19 protein-coding genes and 1 tRNA gene are annotated in these 13,170 nt (G+C 63.2%); 8 read left to right on the forward strand and 12 right to left on the reverse strand.

Annotation, left to right across the window (positions count from 1 at the left end):
• Positions 1 to 119 precede the first annotated feature (119 nt).
• Both C265_RS10790 and C265_RS10795 read left to right on the forward strand, forming a co-directional pair.
• Positions 120 to 581, forward strand: coding sequence for a hypothetical protein (locus C265_RS10790; RefSeq protein WP_010809520.1), 462 nt, complete (start codon positions 120 to 122; stop codon positions 579 to 581).
• 47 nt (positions 582 to 628) lie between these two features.
• Positions 629 to 1,306: a C40 family peptidase gene (locus C265_RS10795; protein WP_010809519.1), complete on the forward strand. Its 678-nt coding sequence runs from the start codon at positions 629 to 631 to the stop codon at positions 1,304 to 1,306.
• A 60-nt stretch (positions 1,307 to 1,366) separates the two neighbouring features.
• On the opposite strand, the gene C265_RS10800 is transcribed toward C265_RS10795, so the two are convergent.
• The 8 genes from C265_RS10800 to C265_RS10835 all read right to left on the reverse strand — a co-directional run bounded on the left by C265_RS10800 (position 1,367) and on the right by C265_RS10835 (position 7,387).
• Entirely contained in the window at positions 1,367 to 2,374 is a 1,008-nt protein-coding gene (locus tag C265_RS10800) for an inorganic phosphate transporter (protein WP_010809518.1), read from the reverse strand.
• 13 nt (positions 2,375 to 2,387) lie between these two features.
• Positions 2,388 to 3,014 (reverse strand): DUF47 domain-containing protein, encoded by a 627-nt coding sequence (locus tag C265_RS10805; RefSeq protein ID WP_010809517.1) that lies wholly within the window; start codon positions 3,012 to 3,014, stop codon positions 2,388 to 2,390.
• A 191-nt stretch (positions 3,015 to 3,205) separates the two neighbouring features.
• Positions 3,206 to 4,597 (reverse strand): replicative DNA helicase, encoded by a 1,392-nt coding sequence (locus C265_RS10810; RefSeq protein WP_010809516.1) that lies wholly within the window; start codon positions 4,595 to 4,597, stop codon positions 3,206 to 3,208.
• A gap of 160 nt (positions 4,598 to 4,757) precedes the next feature.
• Positions 4,758 to 5,210: a 50S ribosomal protein L9 gene (gene rplI / locus C265_RS10815; protein WP_010809515.1), complete on the reverse strand. Its 453-nt coding sequence runs from the start codon at positions 5,208 to 5,210 to the stop codon at positions 4,758 to 4,760.
• A 32-nt stretch (positions 5,211 to 5,242) separates the two neighbouring features.
• Positions 5,243 to 5,521 carry a 30S ribosomal protein S18 gene (gene rpsR, locus C265_RS10820; RefSeq protein ID WP_006163606.1) on the reverse strand — a complete coding sequence of 93 codons (279 nt, stop codon included), beginning with the start codon at positions 5,519 to 5,521 and terminating at the stop codon, positions 5,243 to 5,245.
• Between the two features lie 3 nt (positions 5,522 to 5,524).
• Positions 5,525 to 5,824: a primosomal replication protein N gene (priB, locus tag C265_RS10825; RefSeq protein ID WP_010809514.1), complete on the reverse strand. Its 300-nt coding sequence runs from the start codon at positions 5,822 to 5,824 to the stop codon at positions 5,525 to 5,527.
• Positions 5,825 to 5,901: 77 nt separating this feature from the next.
• Positions 5,902 to 6,276: a 30S ribosomal protein S6 gene (gene rpsF, locus C265_RS10830; RefSeq protein WP_010809513.1), complete on the reverse strand. Its 375-nt coding sequence runs from the start codon at positions 6,274 to 6,276 to the stop codon at positions 5,902 to 5,904.
• A 118-nt stretch (positions 6,277 to 6,394) separates the two neighbouring features.
• Positions 6,395 to 7,387, reverse strand: a complete 993-nt coding sequence (locus C265_RS10835; RefSeq protein WP_037024100.1) for an asparaginase — start codon at positions 7,385 to 7,387, stop codon at positions 6,395 to 6,397.
• Between the two features lie 255 nt (positions 7,388 to 7,642).
• On the opposite strand from C265_RS10835, the gene lexA reads away from it, so the two are divergent.
• Positions 7,643 to 8,296, forward strand: a complete 654-nt coding sequence (lexA, locus tag C265_RS10840; protein ID WP_010809511.1) for a transcriptional repressor LexA — start codon at positions 7,643 to 7,645, stop codon at positions 8,294 to 8,296.
• 110 nt (positions 8,297 to 8,406) lie between these two features.
• Positions 8,407 to 8,577, forward strand: a complete 171-nt coding sequence (locus tag C265_RS32500) for a hypothetical protein (RefSeq protein WP_010809510.1) — start codon at positions 8,407 to 8,409, stop codon at positions 8,575 to 8,577.
• 39 nt (positions 8,578 to 8,616) lie between these two features.
• On the opposite strand, the gene C265_RS10845 is transcribed toward C265_RS32500, so the two are convergent.
• Both C265_RS10845 and C265_RS10850 read right to left on the reverse strand, forming a co-directional pair.
• Positions 8,617 to 8,964, reverse strand: coding sequence for a hypothetical protein (locus C265_RS10845; RefSeq protein WP_011615589.1), 348 nt, complete (start codon positions 8,962 to 8,964; stop codon positions 8,617 to 8,619).
• A 499-nt stretch (positions 8,965 to 9,463) separates the two neighbouring features.
• Complete coding sequence (locus C265_RS10850) at positions 9,464 to 9,814, reverse strand: hypothetical protein (protein WP_010809508.1); 351 nt, start codon at positions 9,812 to 9,814, stop codon at positions 9,464 to 9,466.
• Between the two features lie 530 nt (positions 9,815 to 10,344).
• Here C265_RS10850 and C265_RS31365 point away from each other — a divergent pair.
• The 4 genes from C265_RS31365 (at position 10,345) to C265_RS10865 (ending at position 11,877) form a co-directional block, all read left to right on the forward strand.
• The gene (locus tag C265_RS31365; RefSeq protein WP_010809506.1) at positions 10,345 to 10,587 is read left to right on the forward strand and encodes a DUF2188 domain-containing protein; all 243 of its coding nucleotides are present in this window, start codon (positions 10,345 to 10,347) and stop codon (positions 10,585 to 10,587) included.
• Between the two features lie 203 nt (positions 10,588 to 10,790).
• The gene (locus C265_RS33185) at positions 10,791 to 10,991 is read left to right on the forward strand and encodes a DUF2188 domain-containing protein (RefSeq protein ID WP_157886288.1); all 201 of its coding nucleotides are present in this window, start codon (positions 10,791 to 10,793) and stop codon (positions 10,989 to 10,991) included.
• Between the two features lie 395 nt (positions 10,992 to 11,386).
• Entirely contained in the window at positions 11,387 to 11,698 is a 312-nt protein-coding gene (locus C265_RS10860) for a hypothetical protein (RefSeq protein WP_144062244.1), read from the forward strand.
• Positions 11,695 to 11,877, forward strand: a complete 183-nt coding sequence (locus C265_RS10865) for a hypothetical protein (RefSeq protein ID WP_010809504.1) — start codon at positions 11,695 to 11,697, stop codon at positions 11,875 to 11,877. Before C265_RS10860 ends, C265_RS10865 begins: the two co-directional genes overlap by 4 nt.
• A gap of 117 nt (positions 11,878 to 11,994) precedes the next feature.
• On the opposite strand, the gene C265_RS10870 is transcribed toward C265_RS10865, so the two are convergent.
• Positions 11,995 to 12,070, reverse strand: a tRNA-His gene (locus C265_RS10870).
• A gap of 106 nt (positions 12,071 to 12,176) precedes the next feature.
• A complete protein-coding gene (locus tag C265_RS10875; protein WP_010809503.1) occupies positions 12,177 to 12,440 on the reverse strand; it encodes a hypothetical protein in 264 nt (87 codons plus the stop codon).
• Positions 12,441 to 13,170: the final 730 nt, after the last annotated feature.

Below are 13,170 nucleotides of genomic sequence, written 5' to 3' on the forward strand. Positions count from 1 at the left end.
GCGCCCTGCCGGTGGCGGGGCGCGCCCGCAGCGCCTGAGCGCCGTCGTCAACGGCAAGCACTTTGGGGCTATGATGGCCCCATGTTTGCCGTTGCCCCGCATCCCCACTGGAGGCGTCGATGAATACCCAGCATCTGCCCGGCGGGCATGCGCCTGCCGTCGCCCGCAGCCAGCACAGGCAGCGCCTTGCACTGGCCATGCTGGCAGCCGCCGGCATGGCGCTGGCCGCCAGCTGGCGCCCGGCCCATGCCGCCGCCGAAGAAATGGTGATCCGCACCATGGGCCCGGTCAGCTACGTCTGCGGCGGTGTCGCCGAGGACGAGCGCCAGGCGCTGGCCGCGAAGGAAAAGGACTTCAACATGGGCATCCTGTTCACCCAGGGTGCGAACGGTGAATTCCTGTCGGACGTGGCAGTCCGGCTGATGCGCGACGGGCAGGAAGTCGCCAGCTTCCGCGCCGCCGGCCCGCGCTGCCTGATACGTGCGCCCGAAGGCAGCTACAATATCGAGGCCAGTTACAAGGGCCAGGCCAAGTCCATCAAGGTCAGCACCGGTACGCGCAACGCCCAGCTACGCTGGTAGCGGCAAGGCTTCCGGTGCGCCGGCAGGCCGGCGACCGGAAACCCAGGATGCCATTGCGCCGTACCCGAATCCCTACCCATCCACTGCGTGCGCAGGGCCTGCTTGCCCAGGTCCGGCTGCCGCTGCTCTGCGCCACCGCCCTGCTGCTGGCGGCCTGCGCCAGTTCCCCGTCTTCGCGCCACGCCGGCCTGCCGCGGACGCCGGGCAAACCCATGATCGACCCCAGCGCCGGACTGGAAGAGATTTCGATCCAGGCGATGTCCCTGGTCGGCACACCCTATCGCTACGGCGGCAATACACCGGACTCCGGCTTCGACTGCAGCGGGCTGGTGCGCTACGTGGTGTCGCGCGCGGCCAATGTGAACCTGCCGCGCACCACCGAGGCGATGGGCGTCCGCGGCAGCTCGCTGGACCGCAGCGAAGTGGCATCCGGCGACCTGGTGTTCTTCAACACCACCGGCCGCGCCAATTCGCACGTGGGCATCTACGTCGGACAGAACCGCTTTGTCCATGCACCGTCGTCCGGCGGCACGGTCCGTCTCGAAGACATGGGCAAGCCTTACTGGGCCTCGCGCTACAACGGCGCGCGCCGCGTGGTCGCGGCGGTCAACCAGCCGCCCGCGCCAGTGGCAGCCCCGGCCGCGCCACCGCTGCCTGAGCCGGCGCCGGCCTCGGCACCGCTTGGGGTAGACGACGATCCCATCGCGGCCTTCGCCAACCAGTGAAGCGCCCAAACAAAAAGCCAGGCATCAGCCTGGCTTCTTGTTGGTACGGCGGCCCCTGCCTTACAGGATATGCCGCCCGATCCACCATGCGATCGCCGCCATGAAGGCCGACGCCGGGATCGTCAGCACCCAGGCCCAGACGATATTGCCGGCCACGCCCCAGCGCACCGCCGACATCTTCTGCGCCGAGCCGACGCCGACGATGGCGCCGGTGATGGTATGCGTGGTCGATACCGGCACGCCCAGCGCCGAGGCAAAGAACAGCGTAATCGCCCCGCCCGTCTCGGCGCAGAAGCCGCCGACCGGCTTGAGCTTGGTGATCTTCTGGCCCATGGTGCGCACGATCCGCCAGCCGCCGAACAGCGTGCCCATGCCGATGGCCACGTAGCAGCTGACGATCACCCAGGTCGGCGGCTGGCCGCCGGCGACCACATGGCCGCTGGCAATCAGCAGCATCCAGATGATGCCGATGGTCTTCTGCGCGTCATTGCCGCCGTGGCCCAGGCTGTACAGCGAGGCCGAAACCAGCTGCAGCCGGCGGAACCAGCGGTCCACCCGCGACGGCGGCGTGCGGAAGAAGGTCCAGCCCACCATCACCATCATCAGCGAACCGAGCAGGAAGCCCAGCAACGGCGAGACCAGGATGAACGCCACGGTCTTCAGCAGGCCGCTGCCCACCAGCGCGCCCGTGCCGGCCTTGGCCACCGCCGCACCCACCAGCCCGCCGATCAGCGCATGCGACGACGACGACGGGATGCCGTAATACCAGGTGATGACGTTCCAGGCGATCGCCCCGACCAGGGCCCCGAATATCACGTAGTGGTCGACGATATTGACGTCGATGGTGCCGGTCCCCACCGTGGCCGCCACCTTCAGGTGAAAGACAAAGATTGCGACGACGTTGCACATCGCCGCCATTGCCACCGCATGGTGCGGCTTGAGCACGCCGGTGGACACCACCGTGGCGATCGAGTTGGCCGCGTCGTGGAAGCCGTTCATGAAGTCGAACAGCAGCGCGAGCGCCACCAGCAAGGCGATCACCCACAGGCTCATTTGTATGGTCTGCATGCCGATTGCCGCCTCAGGCGTTTTCCAGGACGATGCCTTCGATGATGTTGGCGACGTCCTCGCACTTGTCGGTGATCGTCTCGAGCTGTTCGTAGATGGCCTTCAGCTTGATCAGGCGCTTGACGTCGGTCTCGTCGCGGAACAGCTTGGACATCGCCGAGCGCATCACGCGGTCGGCTTCAGATTCAAGCTGGTCGATCTGCTGGGCGGTCTTCAGGATGGTGCTGGCATTGCCCATGTCCTCGAGCAGGCCCACCGCGATCTTGACCTGGTCGCAGCACTGCACGCAGATGGCCGCCAGGCGCAGCGCTTCGTCGGTCAGGTTGGTCACGTCGTACAGCGAGATGGTCTCGGCCACGTCTTCCATCAGATCCAGGATGTCGTCCATGGTCGTGATGAGCTTGTGGATCTCGTCGCGATCCAGCGGCGTGATGAAGGTCTTGTGCAGCAGGTCGATGGTGTCGTGCGTGATCCGGTCGGCCTTCTTTTCAGTGGCCTGGACGCGGCGGGCATGGGCCTCGGCGTTGGGCAAGTCGTTGACCAGTGCCTGGAGCTCATGGGCGGCGGTCACCGCGCAGTCGGCATGCTGGTTGAAATATTCGAAGAACTTGCCCTCCGTGGGCATGAATCGGCCGAACATGGAATGTTCCTTGTGGCAGCGTGGTGACGCTGCTGATTGTGTTGCAGGATTGAGCGGACGCGTTGCATGACAGTCGCGGGTGGCGACTGTCATCAAAGCGCAATATTTTACAGGGTTACTGGGACATTGCCCGCGAATTTGGCGCAAACAAGACGGCGCCGCACGGACGATTGCAGGCTGGCTTGACTTCGTCAGGTATCGTTGTCGAAGAAAGCCGGGCCGCCGCTGAAGTTGTCGAACTTGGTGAACTGGCCCAGGAAGGTCAGGCGCACCGTGCCGATCGGGCCGTTACGCTGCTTGCCGATAATGATCTCGGCCGTGCCCTTGTCCTGGGAGTCTGCGTTATAGACTTCGTCGCGGTAGATGAACAGGATCACGTCGGCATCCTGTTCGATAGCGCCGGATTCGCGCAGGTCGGACATCACCGGACGCTTGTTGGGACGCTGTTCCAGGCTTCGGTTCAGCTGCGACAGTGCAATCACCGGACAGTTGAGTTCCTTGGCCAGACCCTTGAGCGAACGGGAGATTTCTGAAATCTCCGTGGCGCGGTTCTCGCCGCCGCCCGAACCTGACATCAGCTGGAGGTAATCGATGATGATCAGGCCAAGCTGCCCGCACTGGCGCGCCAGGCGCCGCGAACGGGCACGCAGCTCCATCGGGTTCAGCGCCGGAGTTTCGTCGATGAACAGCTGGGTGTCGTTCATGCGCTGGATCGCATGCGTCAGCCGCGGCCAGTCTTCATCCAGCAGGCGGCCAGTGCGCAGCCGGTGCTGGTCGAGGCGGCCTACCGAGCCGAGCATACGCATGGCCAGCTGGGTGCCCGCCATTTCCATCGAGAACACTGCCACCGGCAGGCCCTGCTCCACTGCCACATGCTCGCCGATGTTCAGCGAGAACGCGGTCTTGCCCATCGACGGGCGGCCGGCCACGATGATCAGGTCGCCCGGCTGCATGCCGCTGGTCATCTTGTCCAGGTCGATGAAGCCGGTCGGCACGCCGGTGACGTCGGTGGTGGAATCGCGGTGGTACAGCTCGTCGATGCGCTCGACCACCTGGGTCAGCAGCGGCTGGATTTCCTGGAAACCCTTCTGGCCGCGCGAGCCTTCTTCGGCAATCGCAAAAACCTTGGACTCGGCCTCATCCAGCAGCTCGCGCACCTCGCGGCCCTTGGGCGCGAACGCGGCCGAGGCGATATCGTCGGCCGCCGTCACCAGCTTGCGCAGCACCGAGCGCTCACGCACGATCTCCGCGTAGCGGCGGATATTGGCCGCGCTGGGCGTGTTCTGCGCCAGCGAATTCAGGTAGGCCAGCCCGCCCACCTCCTCGGCCTTGCCGGCGACCTGCAGCATTTCATAGACCGTGATCACGTCGGCCGGCTTGGTGGCCGAGATCAACCGGGCGATGCTCTGGAAGATCATCCGGTGGTCAAAACGATAGAAATCCGCCTCGGAAATGAAGTCCGCAATGCGGTCCCAGGCGGCGTTGTCCAGCAGCAGGCCACCCAGCACCGATTGCTCGGCTTCGATGGAATGCGGCGGGACTTTGAGGTTCTCGAGTTGGGGGTCGGCGACGGGCGCGTTCATGGGGAGGCATTATAACGGCGGGAGGACGCACTTCGCCGGACATTTGGCGACCGGGCAGGCAAAGACAAGCGGGCAACAAAAAAAGGCAGGAGCCGGGGCTCCTGCCTTTCTTCCTTGCGGTGCTTCAGCCGGCGCAGCGCGCCGGCAAGGCGGCACGTCCTTAGACGCTCTCACCCACGACCGACACGGTCACGTCGACCACGACGTCCGTGTGCAGCGCAACGCTGACCGGGTGGTCGCCCACCATCTTCAGCGGACCGTTCGGCATGCGAACCTGGGCCTTTTCCAGCTTGAAGCCTTGGCCAGCCAGGGCTTCAGCGATGTCGGCATTGGTCACGGAACCGAACAGGCGGCCGTCCACACCCGACTTCTGGCTGATCTGGACGCTCAGGCCGCTCAGCTTCTCGCCTTCGGCTTGCGCAGCGGCCAGCTTCTCGGCAGCGGCCTTTTCCAGCTCGGCGCGCTTGACTTCGAATTCGGCGATCGCGGTTTGCGTAGCACGGCGGGCCTTCTTGCCCGGGATCAGGAAGTTACGGGCGTAACCGTCCTTCACCTTGACGATGTCACCCAGGTTGCCCAGGTTGATGACTTTTTCCAGCAGAATAATTTGCATCGTATTCTCTCCTTAACGGACCTATGGCCTGATCAGTTCTTGTGCAGGTCGGTGTACGGCATCAGCGCGAGGAAACGCGCACGCTTGATGGCCGTATCCAGCTGACGCTGATAGTGAGCCTTGGTACCGGTCAGGCGGGCGGGCGTGATCTTGCCGTTGTCGCCGATGAAGTCCTTCAGGGTGTCCAGATCCTTGTAGTCGATCTGTTCCACGCCAGCCACGGTGAAGCGGCAGAAGCGCTTGCGCTTGAACAGCGGGTTCTGTTGCTGGAAGCGCTTCTTGTTCTTGTTGTCACGTTTGACGAATGCCATGATTCAATCCTTTTCGAATGCTTTACATCCAGTGATGTGAAAGACGAGAGCCTTGCTGTTGCGGTGCCTGCGGGCCAGGAATCCTTCGCAGTCGAGCAGCGTGCCGAGCGGTAAGCGCTCCAGACGCTGGCCAACCTGTCCGACCCCCATCGCTGAGATTGCAAACTCGACCTGCCGCGGCGTTTGCGCCTCGACGGCCTCGCCGCTGTACTGCAGGATGCAGTTCACGACGGGAACCCCGGCCGGGGTATAGCGCAGGGCATCGCGTTCCGCCAGGGTGGCGGCAAGCCGAAGCTGGTTCAACGCGGGACCTCTTGCTGGTTGCAATCCATGCTGCCGTAGCCGACGCTGTCAGCCATGGCGCGCACCGCAGTCCGCACTCAGGCGGCCTGGCCTTCGGTGGTCGTTTGCGCGGCCTTGCGGGCTTCTTCGCGCTGCACTTCCTTCATCATCGGCGAAGGTGCGGTCTCGGCCTTCTTGGTCTGCACGATCAGGTGGCGCAGGACGGCGTCGTTGAACTTGAAAGCGTGTTCCAGTTCAGCCAGCGTTTCCTTGCCGCATTCGATGTTCAGGCAAACGTAGTGAGCCTTGGCCAGCTTCTGGATCATGTAAGCCATCTGGCGACGGCCCCAGTCTTCCACGCGGTGAACGTTGCCGTTCTGCGAGGTCACGAGCTGCTTGTAGCGCTCGATCATGGCCGGCACTTGTTCGCTCTGGTCCGGATGGACGATGAAGACGATTTCGTAATGACGCATTGACGCTCCTTTTGGATTAGCCACCCGGGCGTCACGAGTCCGGTGTGGCAAGGTTGAATAGCCTTACATTATAGCGCGCATGGCGGCAAGTGCGCAAGCCGCTGATTACACAGGCAAATCAGGCGTTGGCAAACACGGCCTGCAGCCTTGCCGGATCCCGCGCCAGGCCTGAGTCGGCTGCCAGCGCCAGGGCCAGCAGCACGCGCGCCTTATAGGGATTGAGGTCCGTTGCGGAAACAAAAGCTCCATCCGTCGGGCTGAGCTGGGGCGGAATCGCCACATGGCCGGCCCCGGTGCGGGAACTGCGCACCACGGCCACCCCCGCGGCAGCGGCATCGGCCAGCGCCCCGGCCAGCACCTCATGCACCGAGCCATTGCCGGCGGCAGCCACCACCAGCCCGGCTACACCCGCGCGGACCAGCGCATCCACTGCCACCCTGCCCGGCTGCGCGTAGCTCGCCACGATCTCCACCATCGGCCACGCCGCCGGCATCGGCCCGATCACCCAGGCCGCGCGTGGCGCGCGGGCGAAGCGCACGTAGTCGTCCTGCACGAAACCCAGCGGCCCGCAGGCCGAGACAAAGGCGTCCACCGCCGACGTGTGGGCCTTGGCCACATCCCGCGCAGCGTGGATCTGCTGGTTCAGCACCACCAGCACACCCTTGCCGCGCGCATCGGGATGAGCGGCCACGCGCACCGCATCCAGCAGGTTCAGCGGCCCATCGGCCGACAGCGACGTCGACGGCCGCATTGCCGCTGTCATCACCACGGGCACCGGACACGATTGCGTCAGGTGCAGCGCCATCGCAGTTTCTTCCAGCGTATCGGTGCCGTGGGTGATCACGATGCCAGCCACGTCGGGCTGCGCGGACCAGTGCTCAACCCGCGCCGCCAGCGTTTGCCAGAGCGTGAAGGTCATGTCCTTGCTGTCGACCTGGGCCACCTGCTCGGCCTCGATGCGAGCCGCCGACTGCAGCGCGGGCACCGCTGCCAGCAACGACGACACCGGCACGGTCGCCGCCTGGTAGCGTGCGCTGCTGGCAGAGTTTCCGGCCGCGCCAGCAATGGTGCCGCCGGTGGCCAGTACGACGATGCGAGGCAATTGGGTCATGGAGCGTGCAAAGAAAGTGGAAAGGCAGGAATGCCGATTGTAACGGGCGCACCCCGCCTCGCCGCGGCTCTCGCCGGTGATCCGCATTCCGTCCATGAGACACGCCCCAAAAATTCTGCTTGCGCTCAGGCCGATACTGTATAAAATCACAGCATACTGTTTAAACATACAGTGCCCGGTCAGACGGATGCAGGATAAAGGATCGACCGATCCTCTTACCCGAAACCCCGCGACCCCGCACGGAACGGCGATCCCATGGCGACCCTGACACCCCGGCAGCAGCAGATTTTCGATCTGATCCGCAACACGATCCGCCGCACCGGCTTTCCGCCCACGCGCGCCGAAATCGCCGCAGAGTTTGGCTTCTCCTCGCCCAATGCCGCGGAAGAACACCTGAGGGCGCTGGCACGCAAGGGCGTGATCGAACTGACCCCGGGCGCTTCACGCGGCATCCGCCTGAAGGTGGCACGCAGCGATTCGGAAATGCCCGACCAGTTTTCGTTGCCGATGGCCGGCGTGATGCAGCTGACGCTGCCGCTGGTGGGCCGCGTTGCTGCCGGCAGCCCGATACTCGCCGCCGAGCATATCGACCGCCAGTACCAGGTCGACGCCTCGGTCTTCGACGAACGCCCCGATTACCTGCTGCGAGTGCGCGGCCTGAGCATGCGCGATGCCGGCATCCTCGACGGCGACCTGCTGGCCGTGCGCCGCGCCAGCGAAGCCGACAACGGCAAGATCGTGGTGGCGCGCCTGGGTGATGACGTGACCGTCAAGCGCCTGCAGCGGCGCGGTGGCCATATCGAACTGATCGCAGAAAACCCGGACTTCACCAACATTATCGTGGAGCCTGGGGAGGAGTTCTCGCTGGAAGGCATCGCCGTCGGGCTGATCCGATCTTCCGGCTTCTAGCCGGGCACCGCAGGCCAACCGCCTGCGCGGGCCCACCCGCTTCCATTGCTTTGCAGACGCCGCCCGGCTTGCCGGGTGTTGACCCCGCTTTGCCTAAAAGAGGTGCCACCATGCCGCAAATCCACCAAGTCGCCGCCCGTCGCCCGGTCAAGCCCGTGCCGTTCCGCCAGAGCAAGGGCGTACGCGTCTACCAGGGTACGCAGCGCCGCACCATGGTCGGCAGCATGGCGGCGATCTGCCGCATGCTTGAACTCGAAACCGCCGAAAAGCTGGCCGCCTGAAATCTGCCGGCTGTCTCCGAGCAGCTGCGGGCGCCGTCCTCAGCTACGCGGCGCACACGCCTTGGCTTCGGCTTCCAGCTCCGTCGGCGTCAGCTGCGGGAACCACGTATCGCTCTTGCGCAGCTCCAGCGCCGTACCATCCGGCTTCGCCGTCAGCGAAATCAGATAGGCGTATTGGTATTCACCGCCAGACGTGGTCTGGCCGATGCGGATCTCGGTCTGGCTCTTCGCCGGATAGTTGACGACCGCGGCGTCATCGCCCAGATTGTTGCGCAGGCATTTCGCAACCTCACCCATCTTGGCGGGCGTGAACAAGCGCATCGGCGCACGCGCGCGAATGTCCTTTTCAGAAGTGCCGGTGGCACACCCTGCCACCATGGCTGCCATCGCTACGCCAACCGCTGCCGCTCGAACAGACATACCGCCCCCGGGAAATGCAGAACGGCGCCCTCGCGAGGCGCCGTTCTGGGAAATGCTTTGGGGTGGCTGATGGGACTCGAACCCACGACGACAGGAATCTCAATCCCCGCATCAATCGCCATTTTCCCCTTTGGAATCAACGCTTTCGGCCTCGTTTTTTTCCCATGAACGCTCAATTTTTCACAAGCATTCATGCGGCTTCTACGGGTGCCGTGGGAAAAATTGTAACCCGTGCGAGCCCCATGCGCCACCTCAATTTTTGGCCCGCCAACGGCGCCCCTTGCCTGCAGCAACCCCCGAGACATACCCGACCACCACCGGCGCAAACTTTCCGTAGCCCGCCTTGTACGCGGCTTTTTTGCATGATTTTTGCATGGCGGAGCAAGGAGGGGATGACCACTGTGGCCGAGATCTGGCGGAAAGAAGCAGTGATCTAAAGCGTGCCGGAGACCGCCGGCGTCATGGCTTACACCACGCCGCCATCCGGGATCGAGCGAGCCGAAACAGATCGGGAATCGTCGTTGTGCTTAATGATCTCGGCCATCTCCGCGCGCGAGACATCCACGATGTCGTCAAGCTCAAGCCCTTCTGCATACGTAAGCGCCTCTTCACCGCGCGCAATATGAAAAATCGTGCCCCGCCAGCTGTCCACGCTGTCCCCGGGACCGGATAGGCGGATGCCAAACTCGACATCCTGATCAAGGACGCGAACGGTCACTAGATCTCCCACGTCAACTTGAATACCGTCAACCGCGTATTCTCGGGCCACGACTATCACGGGCCGTTGCGTGTAGCCTCTGGCAAATATCGCTTGCATTTTTCGCTCCCGCTGAGCATCGCCCCAAACTGCAGAGGCAACCGGGACATCCACGACAGGCGTGGGACCGCTTGTTCCTGCGCTTTGACTGCAATGCATCGAGCTCGCTACACTGCGACGGCGAGGTACAGCCCGCCCAGAATGATCAGCCCAGCAACCAGCGCGAAGTAATAGCGCGCGCCGTGCACGGGGAGTTCTGGGTGGCCGGGTAGGTGAGAAACGTGGCGCTTCATCGCGGTTAGCGTGCAGAAGACTGAGTTAAGCATAGGCCTCTGAGAACAGGAACGCCATGTTGGCACCGGCGCCTGACGACGGCTCGAATACACCCTCCCTTCGATCTCTCGACCCGACCGAGGGCTTTTTTGCACGGATCGGCGGTTTTGCACAACGTATAGCGCGCTTTCCTGACACGAATGCGCCTCTGACCAGCTATTTGCCATCTCCATCCACGAAGGTAGGAGGTTGCCCGACATCGAGTTCGACTCATCGCGCCTACAACGAAGACATGCCCCAACCAAGGAGGTGCATTAATGTCTGTCAATACCGTCCAGGTTGTGCTGACCGAAGAATCCCGATGGGCCGTAGAAACCGATGATCCAAGCGGCACGCGTGTAACCTATCCCTCCCGCGGCGCAGCGATTGCCGCAGGCGTTCAAATGGCAATGGCGCAGGATGCCGTCCTCACGATCCATGGCGTGGAAAACGAGCCAAGTGAGATCGATTTTCGCGATTGCGACGCGAGCGCGCTCACTTGCGTCCGTGATGCCGATTAAGGTCATGCCCTCAGTTGGATTCTAAGTGGGCGGTCCTGCGACACGCCTGCCTCCACTTCGGGCCCTCGCCACCCTGGTCGAGGGCTTTTCTTTTGCCAGACAGGCCCGATTGAGCATCTGTCCAACATTGATTGCTCATGTGTAGGCCCTAGACTCGAATTGCATACTGATGCGGGGGTCCCAAAATGCGACACGTTCACATCATGCCGCATCTCGGCCATTGGGACATTTGTCGAGACGGCAGTCCGAATATCCCGTTCACTACGAAAGCGGACGCCGTCCGTGACGGCTGGACAGCCGCCTGTGCCGAACGCGTCGATCTCTACGTTCACAGGCTAGACGGGACAATGCACCGGTACTTGAGCCGGGTCGATGGAACCAATCCAGAGCGCGACGAAGAATAGCGCCGGCATGCTTGCTGGGAAGAAACGCCTGATCGTCTCGTCTGGGTCGCCGGCGGCTAGCGCGTTGCCGAGTTGGTCGACGGCGATCAGCACGTTTCAGAAGTAGCGCTTCATCACTCCCCTCCTTCGCGGGGCGGCCAGCAGCGAACTCGCCGGCCAGCCGGCCGCGCAGACCCTTCGGCGCCCCTTTCAACATCCGATCTGCGCTCGGCGTCGCCATCTGCTTGACGCGGCTCTGCAACTGGCGCCCGTTGATCAGGATGGGTGATTCCGGGTTCTTTTCGTTCCAGCTATTCAGCCAGGCTGCCGCCCGGTCCTGAATGCCCTTGTCGCGCTCGGCCAGGCCGCGCGACCAGAGATCCAGGATGTCGGCTTGCGTGTTCTGCACCAGGGCGATGTCCTGGCGCGTCGGCATGCGGCGGCGGGTGAGTACCGACATCGACAACGGCGGCTCGGCATTTCCCACGTCGTTCAACAAGGACTACCCGAACGAGATAGTTGGCGGCATGACCCTTCGCGACTACTTCGCCGCGAAGGTTGTCGTTGGCGATGAAATCGGCGTCCGCTATGCGGAGCAACTGCTCGGCCGCGCCATGCCTGACTACGCCGCCCACCCGCTAGCCAACGCGATCTTCTGGGCTGATGCGCGTGCCCGCCTCCGCTACATCGAGGCCGACGCCATGCTCGCCGCTAGGGAGGCAGCATGACAACCCTGAAGGCATACGAGGTCCACTTCGCCGCCATGGACATCCGCCCCGCAGCGATCACCACCAAGCTCGAGCGCAGGTCCGCCGACGCCTACGACTTCGCGGCGCACGCCAACCCATCGACCACCCACCGTCACTACGATCGGCGCAAGGTCAAACGGGCAGCAGCAACAGAATAAGGGAGCAGAAAACAGAAACAGCGCCAGTGGCGCCGTGGGGAAATTCCCATTTCCGTGGGAAATTCCGCATCATGGGACGGTTAGAAAGCCCGTAAGGCCTTGATGCGAAAGAAAATTTGGGGTGGCTGATGGGACTCGAACCCACGACGACAGGAATCACAATCCTGGACTCTACCAACTGAGCTACAGCCACCGTAGAGGTCATCAGCGCGTTACGTTGCTGATCGACGAAAACCAAGATTATACAAACAGTTTGCCGGAATGGCTAGTATTCCGCACAATTTTTTTGAGAGAAAAGCTCAGGTTCTGGACGGGCTCCACTTTGCTTCAAGCAGCACTGCCTGCTTGATGGCTTCGACGGTCTCCGCTTCGGTATCGAACTGCCCCAACAGGCGGCGCGACTTGCCGTTCAGCACGGCTTCCTGCAACGCCTTGCCAGCAGCTTCCGAAGTGCCGGGATGCCAGCAGTAGCGTGCCGTCCATTTGCCGTCCTGCAGTTGCTCGGCAACCCAGATCACCCGGAAGTCTTCATAGACAACGCCGAACGGCGCTTCGTTTTCCACGTTTTCTTTTTCCACGCTGCTCCCCCTGCCGGCTCGGTCCGCGTGCCATGCCTTGTCTCGCCTGGGGCTATGCGAGGGATCGTATCACGGCCGCCGACCAGGGCGCCCGCCCGGCGCTGGCACCTTCGCGCCTGCCGCTGATTCGCTCGCGGAAATATGCTGTGCACAGCCCCTACCTCTGCAGGGTTCATGCCGCAAATGCGCGAAGCGATACTTGTGCCTGAGGGACATTGACCCCCCTCGACCTTCCCGTCAGGCGGCCCGCCCCATCGGGCCGCCTGCCTCTTTTTGGCCACCCTGCCTTCTCATTGTCGTGGCGCCAGCACCTGGCGAAGGAACCTCACGAGCATCTGAGAGCCCAATCGACGTCATCGACAAAATCGACACGTCTACGAACGGCAGGAAACGGGAATGCAAATCAAGTGTAGATGGCCAGCGCGGATTCTTGCGCTGACGGCATTGGCGGCCTTGCTCGGCGGATGCGCTGGCGGCGGGGTCGACGGCAGGGAATCGAGCATCACGACGTACGGCACGCTGGACGTAGGCATCAGCCATACGCGCTAGCCTGCTGGCGTGACCGATGGAACTCTTTACGGGGACAACCGTCTAATCCCCTCGTCGGCGCAAGCAAAGCGAGCGCGCAAAAAAAGAGTCCGCAGCGCGGACTCTTAAATTTAGCGATCTCAAATGCCCTGAAGGCGGTTGCACTGTAACTGTCATGCTGGGAATG

Origin of the sequence: Cupriavidus sp. GA3-3 (assembly GCF_000389805.1) — a bacterium.
GTDB lineage: Bacteria > Pseudomonadota > Gammaproteobacteria > Burkholderiales > Burkholderiaceae > Cupriavidus > Cupriavidus necator_D.

Coding starts and splice junctions, on each gene's coding strand:
- C265_RS10805 (WP_010809517.1), bottom strand. CDS start 3,014: ATGTTCGGCCGATTCATGCCCACGGAGGGCAAGTTCTTCGAATATTTC.
- C265_RS10860 (WP_144062244.1), top strand. CDS start 11,387: ATGTCCTGGCGCGTCGGCATGCGGCGGCGGGTGAGTACCGACATCGAC.
- rpsR (WP_006163606.1), bottom strand. CDS start 5,521: ATGGCATTCGTCAAACGTGACAACAAGAACAAGAAGCGCTTCCAGCAA.
- C265_RS31365 (WP_010809506.1), top strand. CDS start 10,345: ATGTCTGTCAATACCGTCCAGGTTGTGCTGACCGAAGAATCCCGATGG.
- C265_RS10795 (WP_010809519.1), top strand. CDS start 629: ATGCCATTGCGCCGTACCCGAATCCCTACCCATCCACTGCGTGCGCAG.
- C265_RS10865 (WP_010809504.1), top strand. CDS start 11,695: ATGACAACCCTGAAGGCATACGAGGTCCACTTCGCCGCCATGGACATC.
- C265_RS10790 (WP_010809520.1), top strand. CDS start 120: ATGAATACCCAGCATCTGCCCGGCGGGCATGCGCCTGCCGTCGCCCGC.
- C265_RS10835 (WP_037024100.1), bottom strand. CDS start 7,387: ATGACCCAATTGCCTCGCATCGTCGTACTGGCCACCGGCGGCACCATT.
- C265_RS10850 (WP_010809508.1), bottom strand. CDS start 9,814: ATGCAAGCGATATTTGCCAGAGGCTACACGCAACGGCCCGTGATAGTC.
- rplI (WP_010809515.1), bottom strand. CDS start 5,210: ATGCAAATTATTCTGCTGGAAAAAGTCATCAACCTGGGCAACCTGGGT.
- C265_RS10800 (WP_010809518.1), bottom strand. CDS start 2,374: ATGCAGACCATACAAATGAGCCTGTGGGTGATCGCCTTGCTGGTGGCG.
- C265_RS10810 (WP_010809516.1), bottom strand. CDS start 4,597: ATGAACGCGCCCGTCGCCGACCCCCAACTCGAGAACCTCAAAGTCCCG.
- C265_RS32500 (WP_010809510.1), top strand. CDS start 8,407: ATGCCGCAAATCCACCAAGTCGCCGCCCGTCGCCCGGTCAAGCCCGTG.
- C265_RS10845 (WP_011615589.1), bottom strand. CDS start 8,964: ATGGCAGCCATGGTGGCAGGGTGTGCCACCGGCACTTCTGAAAAGGAC.
- C265_RS33185 (WP_157886288.1), top strand. CDS start 10,791: ATGCCGCATCTCGGCCATTGGGACATTTGTCGAGACGGCAGTCCGAAT.
- rpsF (WP_010809513.1), bottom strand. CDS start 6,276: ATGCGTCATTACGAAATCGTCTTCATCGTCCATCCGGACCAGAGCGAA.
- lexA (WP_010809511.1), top strand. CDS start 7,643: ATGGCGACCCTGACACCCCGGCAGCAGCAGATTTTCGATCTGATCCGC.